Origin of the sequence: Kitasatospora sp. NPDC059088 (assembly GCF_042738155.1) — a bacterium.
GTDB lineage: Bacteria > Actinomycetota > Actinomycetes > Streptomycetales > Streptomycetaceae > Kitasatospora.
Map to the genome: position 1 here is coordinate 19,696 of NZ_JBHYGR010000129.1, position 7,645 is coordinate 27,340.

The window sequence follows — 7,645 nt, forward strand, 5'->3', positions numbered from 1 at the left end:
CTCTCCTTGGGTTGTGGTGTTGTCCATCCGTACCACCCCCCACCCGCCGCCGTCCGGGCTCAGCGCCGTCCGGAGCGCCGGTCCTTCCCGCCGCCCTCGCCGCCGGTCAGACCGGCCCGGCGCAGCGCGTCCGCCATGGCGCTGTTGGCCAGCGGGGCGTTACCGCCGGAGCCGGAGCCCGAGCCGCCGCCGCGCCGGTCCTGGCCGCCCCGGCCGCCCTGGCCCGCACCCTGGCCTGCGCCCCGGTCGCCGCCACGGCGCTCCTGGCGCGGCGGGCGGGCCTGCCGCTCGCCCCGGTCACCACCGCGGTCACCGCGGTCACCGCGGTCGCCGCCCCGCTCCCGGCCGACCTCGTCGTCCAGCCGCAGGGTGAGCCCGATCCGCTTGCGCGGCACGTCCACCGTGAGCACCCGGACCTTGACGATGTCGCCGGGCTTGACCACCTCGCGCGGGTCCTTGACGAAGTTCCTGGACAGCGCCGAGACGTGCACCAGCCCGTCCTGGTGAACGCCCACGTCGACGAAGGCGCCGAAGGCGGCCACGTTGGTGACCACGCCCTCCAGCACCATGCCGACCTCCAGGTCGCCGATCTTGTCGACGCCCTCCTTGAACACCGCGGTGCGGAAGGCCGGGCGCGGGTCACGGCCCGGCTTGTCCAGCTCGCCGAGGATGTCGGTGACGGTCGGGACGCCGAAGGTCTCGTCGGCGAACTCCGCCGGGCGCAGCGCCCGCAGCCGCTCCCCGTTGCCGATCAGCTCACGCAGTTCGCCGCCGGTGGAGGCGAGGATCCGGCGCACCACCGGGTAGGCCTCGGGGTGCACGCTGGAGGCGTCCAGCGGGTCCTCGCCGCCGGGGATGCGCAGGAAGCCCGCGCACTGCTCGAAGGCCTTGGGGCCCAGCCGGGAGACGTCCTTGAGCTGCTTGCGGGTGCGGAACGGGCCGTTGGCGTCGCGGTGCGCCACGATGTTGTCGGCCAGCGTGGCGGTGATGCCGGAGACCCGGGTGAGCAGCGGCGCCGAGGCGGTGTTGACGTCCACGCCGACGGCGTTGACGCAGTCCTCGACCACGGCGTCCAGCGAGCGCGACAGCTTCACCTCGCTCAGGTCGTGCTGGTACTGGCCGACGCCGATCGACTTGGGGTCGATCTTGACCAGTTCGGCCAGCGGGTCCTGGAGCCGGCGGGCGATCGACACGGCGCCGCGGATCGACACGTCCAGCTCGGGCAGTTCCTGGGAGGCGAACGCGGAGGCCGAGTACACGGAGGCGCCGGCCTCGCTGACCATCGCCTTGGTGAGCCCCAGCTCGGGGTGGCGCTTGAGCAGGTCCTCGGCGAGCTTGTCGGTCTCCCGGGAGGCGGTGCCGTTGCCGATCGCCACCAGGTCGACGTCGTGCTTCTTCGCCAGCGCGGCGAGGGTGTGCAGCGCGGCGTCCCACTTGTTGGCGGGCTGGTGCGGGTAGATGGTCTCGTGCGCGACCACCTTGCCGGTGGCGTCCACCACGGCGACCTTCACCCCGGTGCGGAAGCCCGGGTCGAGGCCCATGGTGGCGCGGGTGCCGGCCGGGGCGGCGAGCAGCAGGTCGCGCAGGTTGGCGGCGAAGACCCGCACCGCCTCGTCCTCGGCCTCGGCGCGCAGCCGGCCCCGCAGGTCGATGCCGAGCCGCACCAGGACGCGGGTGCGCCAGGCCCAACGGACGGTGTCGCCCAGCCACTTGTCGGCCGGGCGGCCGCGGTCGGCGATGCCGAAGCGGGCCGCGATGCGCTGCTCGTAGTCGCTCTCGCCGGGCAGGTCGCCCTCGGACTCGCCGTCGTAGGGGGAGAGTTCGAGGTCCAGCACCTCCTCCTTCTCGCCGCGCAGCATCGCCAGGATGCGGTGCGAGGGGAGCTTGGTGTACGGCTCGGAGAAGTCGAAGTAGTCGGCGAACTTGGCGCCGTCGGCCTCCTTGCCGTCCCTGACCTTCGCGACCACCCGGCCGCGGCCCCACATCCGCTCGCGCAGCGAGCCGACCAGGTCCGCGTCCTCGCCGAAGCGCTCGACCAGGATCGACCTGGCGCCCTCCAGCGCGGCCGCACCGTCCGCCACCGACTCGTTCAGGTACTGCGCGGCGAGCGCCGCCGGGTCCTGCGTCGGGTCGGCGAGCAGGGTGTCGGCCAGCGGCTCCAGCCCGGCCTCCCGGGCGATCTGCGCCTTGGTGCGCCGCTTGGGCTTGTACGGCAGGTAGATGTCCTCCAGCCGTGCCTTGGAGTCGGCGGCCAGCACCTGGGCGCGCAGCGCGTCGTCCAGCTTGCCCTGGGCGTCGATCGACTCCAGGACGGCCGCCCGGCGCTCCTCCAGCTCCCGCAGGTAGCGCAGCCGCTCCTCCAGGGTGCGCAGCTGGGCGTCGTCCAGCGAGCCGGTGACCTCCTTGCGGTAGCGGGCCACGAACGGCACGGTCGCGCCGCCGTCGAGCAACTCGACCGCGGACGTCACCTGCCCCTCGCGAACGCCCAGTTCCTCGGCGATCTTGCGCTCGATCGCCTGCTGGGCCTGCCGGGCCACCTGTTCGACTGGCGTGGTCACGAAGCCGGTCACCTTCTCCTTCAGTGCTTTCGCCGTACCCCCCGCATTCTGGCAGGTGCCGGTGACACCGCACGGCCGCACCCGGGGTGGCGGGCGTGGCGCGCGCCCGGGCCCGGCGTTCGCCGTCCGTCCGCCGGCCGATCACCGTCCCCTCACCTCGCCGGGCCCGGCAGTTCACCGATCCGCCTGTCGGGCGGCGGTCCGCGCTGTACGCTGCCGGGCATGTGCGCTGCCGCCCGGATGCACCCCGATGGACCGGTCGTCGACGCGGCCCTGGTACGGCGGTTGCTCTCCGCCCAGTTCCCGCAGTGGGTGGGCCTGCCGGTCACGCCCGTCGGGTCCGCCGGGACGGACAACGCCATGTTCCGGCTCGGGCCCGAACTCGCCGTCCGGCTGCCCCGGGTGGAGTGGGCCGCCGGGGACGTCCGGCGCGAGCACCAGTGGCTGCCCCGGCTGGCACCGCAGTTGCCGCTGCCCGTCCCCGCCCCGCTGGCCGTCGGCCGCCCCGCCGCGGGCTACCCCTGGCAGTGGTCGGTGCTGCGCTGGCTCGACGGCGTCAACCCGGCGGTCGGCGTGCTCACCGCGCCCGAGGGCCTCGCCCGCGACCTGGCCGGCTTCGTCAACGCCCTGCGCACCCTCGACCCGGCCGGCGCCCCGGCCGGCCACCGCAGCGTGCCGCTCGCCTCCCGGGACGGCGCCACCCGCGCGGCGATCGCCCAACTCACCGGTGCGATCGACACCGCCGCCGCAACCGCCCTGTGGGACAAGGCGCTCCGCCTCCCCGAGTACGCCGGACCGCCGGCCTGGACGCACGGCGACCTCACCCCCGGCAACCTGCTGCTCAACGGCTCCGGCCGGCTCGCCGCCGTCATCGACTTCGCCCTGATGGGCGTCGGCGACCCCACCACCGACCTGATGCCCGCCTGGAACCTGCTGCCCGCCGCCGCCAGACCCGCCTTCCGCGCCGCCCTGCGCGCCGACGACGCCATGTGGGCCCGCGGCCGCGCCTGGGCGCTCTCCATAGCCCTGGTGACGATCCCCTACTACCGCCACACCGACCCGGCCCGGACCGCCAACGCCCGTCACGTCGTCCGCGAGGTGCTCGCCGACCGCAGCGTCTGAGCCGGACGGCAGACCTGGTGTCGTTCCGGCCCGACGATCTCCAGCAGCCGATGCACCAGCGGGCTGCGGTCGTCGGCCCGCCAGGCCACGGCGACCCGGGTGCGGGCGGCAGCCGGGTCGATCCGGCGGAAGGCGACGCCGCGCAGCCGGATCCGCCGGATGCCGGCCGGGGCCAGCGAGACGCCCAGGCCCGCCCCCACCAGGGCGCACACCGTCTGCCACTCCACCGCCTGCTGTCCGATCCGCGGGGTGAAACCCGCCTCCGCGCACAGACCGGTGATCCGGTCGTACAGCTGCGGCCCCTCCTCCCGGGGCAGCAGCACGAACGGTTCCGCCGCCAACTGCCCGAGCCGGACGACCCGTTGGGTGGCGAGCGGATGGTCCGCCGGGAGCACCGCGACGAAGGGCTCGCCGAGCACCGTCCGGAACCGCAGCTCCGGGTCGTCGGCGGGCGGCTCGCGCAGCAGGCCGACGTCGATGCCCCGGTCGCGCAGGGCGGTGAGCTGGGGCGCGCTGGTCATCTCCCGGACGTCCAGCCGCACCCCCGGGTGGTGCTCCCGGAAGGCGTGCAGCAGGCCGGGCAGGACGGTCAGGGCGAGCGAGGCGGAGAAGCCGATCCGCAGCCGGCCCGCTTCCCCGTCGCCCACCGCCCGGGCGGCCGCCAGCCCGTCCGCGAGCTCGGCCAGCACCCGGCGCGCGACCGGCAGCAGCTCCTGCCCGGCCGGGGTCAGGGTGACGCCGCCCGGTTCGCGCCGGAACAGCGGGTGGCCGACCTTCTCCTCCAGTCGGCGGATCTGCTGGGACAGCGGCGGCTGGGCGATGCCGAGGCGGGCGGCGGCCCGGCCGAAGTGCAGTTCCCCGGCGAGCACGGTGAAGGCGTGCAGCTGCGGGAGGGGGAGTTCGGGGCGGTGCTCCATACCTCCAGGGATATCAGATCGGCCCGGCAGGAGTATTGGACGTATCCCCGCAGGCCACCTAGCGTTCGGCGCATGACAGAACGACTCGGGCGACGCGCCGTGCTCAGCGGCTCCACCTTCGAGGAAGAGATCGGCTACGCCCGCGCCGTGGTGGACGGCGACTGGGTGCACGTGTCCGGGACGACGGGGTTCGACTACGCCACCATGACCATCTCCCCGGACGTGGTGGAGCAGGCCGAGCAGTGCCTGCGTACCATCGCGGCCGCCCTGGCCGAGGCCGGCTCCGGCTTCGCCGACGTGGTGCGGGTGCGCTACCTGCTGCCCGAGCGCGCGGACTTCGAGCCCTGCTGGCCGGTGCTGCGGCGCTGCTTCGGCGAGGTCCGGCCCGCCGCGACGATGCAGGTCTGCGGCCTGGCCGACCCCCGGATGCGGATCGAGATCGAGGTGACCGCCCGGCGCCAGGCCCGGTGAGGACCGCCTGATCCACCGCCAGCATTCCTGCCGTCCTCGGCCGTTGCTATGGTTCTCCCCGCACGAGCGGCAGGGGGAGCGGACTTGGCACGGAACGTGATCGACGTCAGGGTGAGCCGGCGGGTGCTGTGGATCGGCGGCGACGCCTACCCGCTGCAGCACATCGCCCGGGCTCGGCAGTTGGTGTGGTGGCCGCCCAAGCGCTCGCGGACGGTCATCAGGTTCGTCCGGCAGGTGATCGGGCTGCTGTGCGCGGTCAGCCTGCTCAGCGCGCTCACCCGCAACGGGGCGGACGCCACGCAGGCCGCCCTCCCGAGCGTGCTGCTGCTGGCCGGCCTGGCGTTCTTCCTCTACCGGCTCGTCACTAAGCTGCGGCAGAAGCCGGTGTACCGGCTGGTCCTCGACACCTCGAACGCCGCCACCACCGCCGTGGTGAGCCACCACGAGTGGCAGATCACCAACCTGATCCAGATGATCATGGAGGCGATCGACAACCCCCAGGCGGAGTTCGCCTTCCAGGTGGAGAACCTCCACGTCGGCGACAAGATCACCCAGTACGGCGACCACAACACCGGAAAGCGGGTCGGACTGTGAGCAACTCCTTCCACTTCGGCGACTCGGTCACCCAGCACGGTGACCACAACATCGGCATCGTCAAGAACCAGGGCCCGGTCGATCCGCAGGCCGCGCTGCGCGAACTCGTCGCCGCCGTGCAGCAGTTGCGCGACCAGGTGCCGGCCGAGGACCGCGAGGTGCTGGACGAGTCGCTGGAGGCCATCGGCGACGGCGCCGGGGCCTCGCCGTCCGCCCTGCGCCGGGCGCTGCGCAACATCTCGGGGGTGGCCTCGCTGGTGCGGGCGGGCGCGCCGGTGGTGGAGTCGGTCCGCCGGATCCTGGACTCGCTCAGCAGCTGATTTTCGTACTGGGTCAGAAAACTGTCCCGGTCAACCCCGACTGCTAGCCTGGTCGGCATGACGGGACTGCGGGAGCGCAAGAAGGAACGGACGCGGCGGGCCATCTCCGAGGCCGCCATCGCACTCTTCCTGGAGCACGGCTTCGACCAGGTCTCGGTGGCGGAGGTCGCCGCCGCCGCCGAGGTCTCCAAACCCACCCTGTTCAGCTACTTCGCCAGCAAGGAGGACCTGGTCGTCCACCGCTTCGCCGACCACCAGGAGCAGGCGGCGGACGTGGTCCGGGGCCGGACCGGGGAGGAGACCGTGCTGGACGCCCTGCGCCGGGACTTCCTGGACGGCCTCGACCGGCACGACCCGGTCACCGGCCTCAACGACCACCCGGCCGTGCTGGCCTTCACCGCCCTCGTGTACGGCACCCCCAGCCTGGCCGCCCGGGTCGGCGCGTACGTGGCCCGCGCCGAGCAGTCCCTCGCCGAGGCACTGCGCGAGGCCCCCGACCTCGCCCCGCCGCACGAGCTCACCGCCCCCCTGCTCGCCGCCCAGGTCACCGCCACCCAGCGGGTCCTCGCCCTGCACAACTGGCAGCTCCTGCGGGACGGCGGCCGCACCGCCGACGACCTCCACCCCGAGGCCGTCGCCCACGCCGACCGCGCCTTCGAACTGCTCGCCCGGGGCTACTCCGGCGCCTGACGCCGTGGTTGGATGGCCGCCCATGACGACCCGCCACCTCGCGTTCGACGCCCTGCACAACTTCCGTGACCTGGGCGGCTATCGGGCCGCCGACGGACGGACCGTCCGGTGGGGCCTGCTCTACCGCTCCGACTCGCTCGGCAAGCTCTCCTCCCCCGCCGACCTGGAGCGGCTCCGGGCCCTCGGCGTCCGGACCGTGATCGACCTGCGCTACGACTGGGAGATCGCCGCCAAGGGCCGGGTGCCCGACGTCGACGGCCTGGACTTCCGCAACCACTCGATCGAGCACCGCCCCTACGACCAGGCCGCGATCGACCCGGACCTCGACCCGTGGCGCTACCTCGCCGACCGCTTCGCCGAGGTCGCCGAGGACGGCGTCAAGGAGATCCGCCAGACCCTGGACGCGATCACCGACGCCGACGCCCCGGCGGTCTTCCACTGCATGTCCGGCAAGGACCGCACCGGCCTGATCGCCGCCCTGGTGCTCACCCTGCTCGGCGTCTCCGAGGACGACATCGCCGCCGACTTCGCCCTCACCGAGCTCGCCACCCCGCACCTGGTCGCCGACTGGCACGCCGCCCACCCCGGCGAAACCCTCCGCTGGCCCGGCTACGGCCGCGCCCCGGAGGCCGTCATCCGCCTCACCCTCGCCGACCTCGCCACCCGCTACGGCTCCGTCGAGGCCTACCTCACCGGCACCGTCGGCATCGACCACGCCCGGATCGACGCCCTGCGGTCACGCCTGCTCACACCCTGATCGACTCCGGCCGGCTGCCGAGCAGCGCCCCACGCACCGGCACGGGGATCGCCGCGGTGGTACCCGAGGACCGGCCCGAGCTCTAGGGCCTGTCCGGCGGATCTTGCCAGGCGCGCGACGACGGGCATCCCGCCTGGACGCACGCCCGAATCGCCCAAGTACGTCCAGTACGAGGCCGACTCGGGCGCACGCCCAGCCGGGCGCCCAACGCCGCGC

At 73.9% G+C, this 7,645-nt stretch carries 8 protein-coding genes; 6 read left to right on the forward strand and 2 right to left on the reverse strand.

The window, feature by feature from the left end:
- Positions 1-59 precede the first annotated feature (59 nt).
- Positions 60-2,558 carry a Tex family protein gene (locus ACFWXO_RS37000; protein WP_380529686.1) on the reverse strand — a complete coding sequence of 833 codons (2,499 nt, stop codon included), beginning with the start codon at positions 2,556-2,558 and terminating at the stop codon, positions 60-62.
- Between the two features lie 222 nt (positions 2,559-2,780).
- Here ACFWXO_RS37000 and ACFWXO_RS37005 point away from each other — a divergent pair, with 222 nt between their 5' ends.
- Positions 2,781-3,680, forward strand: a complete 900-nt coding sequence (locus ACFWXO_RS37005; protein WP_380529688.1) for an aminoglycoside phosphotransferase family protein — start codon at positions 2,781-2,783, stop codon at positions 3,678-3,680.
- Here ACFWXO_RS37005 and ACFWXO_RS37010 read toward each other — a convergent pair.
- Positions 3,641-4,597, reverse strand: a complete 957-nt coding sequence (locus ACFWXO_RS37010; protein ID WP_380529689.1) for a LysR substrate-binding domain-containing protein — start codon at positions 4,595-4,597, stop codon at positions 3,641-3,643. The two genes, ACFWXO_RS37005 and ACFWXO_RS37010, sit on opposite strands and share 40 nt — an antisense overlap.
- 72 nt (positions 4,598-4,669) lie before the next feature.
- Here ACFWXO_RS37010 and ACFWXO_RS37015 point away from each other — a divergent pair, with 72 nt between their 5' ends.
- The 5 genes from ACFWXO_RS37015 to ACFWXO_RS37035 all read left to right on the forward strand — a co-directional run bounded on the left by ACFWXO_RS37015 (position 4,670) and on the right by ACFWXO_RS37035 (position 7,429).
- Complete coding sequence (locus ACFWXO_RS37015; RefSeq protein WP_380529691.1) at positions 4,670-5,068, forward strand: RidA family protein; 399 nt, start codon at positions 4,670-4,672, stop codon at positions 5,066-5,068.
- 84 nt (positions 5,069-5,152) lie between these two features.
- Positions 5,153-5,662 carry a DUF6232 family protein gene (locus ACFWXO_RS37020; protein ID WP_380529693.1) on the forward strand — a complete coding sequence of 170 codons (510 nt, stop codon included), beginning with the start codon at positions 5,153-5,155 and terminating at the stop codon, positions 5,660-5,662.
- On the forward strand, positions 5,659-5,982 hold the full coding sequence (locus ACFWXO_RS37025; protein WP_380409715.1) for a hypothetical protein: 324 nt from the start codon (positions 5,659-5,661) through the stop codon (positions 5,980-5,982). Before ACFWXO_RS37020 ends, ACFWXO_RS37025 begins: the two co-directional genes overlap by 4 nt.
- A gap of 57 nt (positions 5,983-6,039) precedes the next feature.
- On the forward strand, positions 6,040-6,672 hold the full coding sequence (locus ACFWXO_RS37030) for a TetR/AcrR family transcriptional regulator (RefSeq protein WP_380529695.1): 633 nt from the start codon (positions 6,040-6,042) through the stop codon (positions 6,670-6,672).
- 22 nt (positions 6,673-6,694) lie between these two features.
- On the forward strand, positions 6,695-7,429 hold the full coding sequence (locus ACFWXO_RS37035) for a tyrosine-protein phosphatase (protein ID WP_380529697.1): 735 nt from the start codon (positions 6,695-6,697) through the stop codon (positions 7,427-7,429).
- Positions 7,430-7,645: the final 216 nt, after the last annotated feature.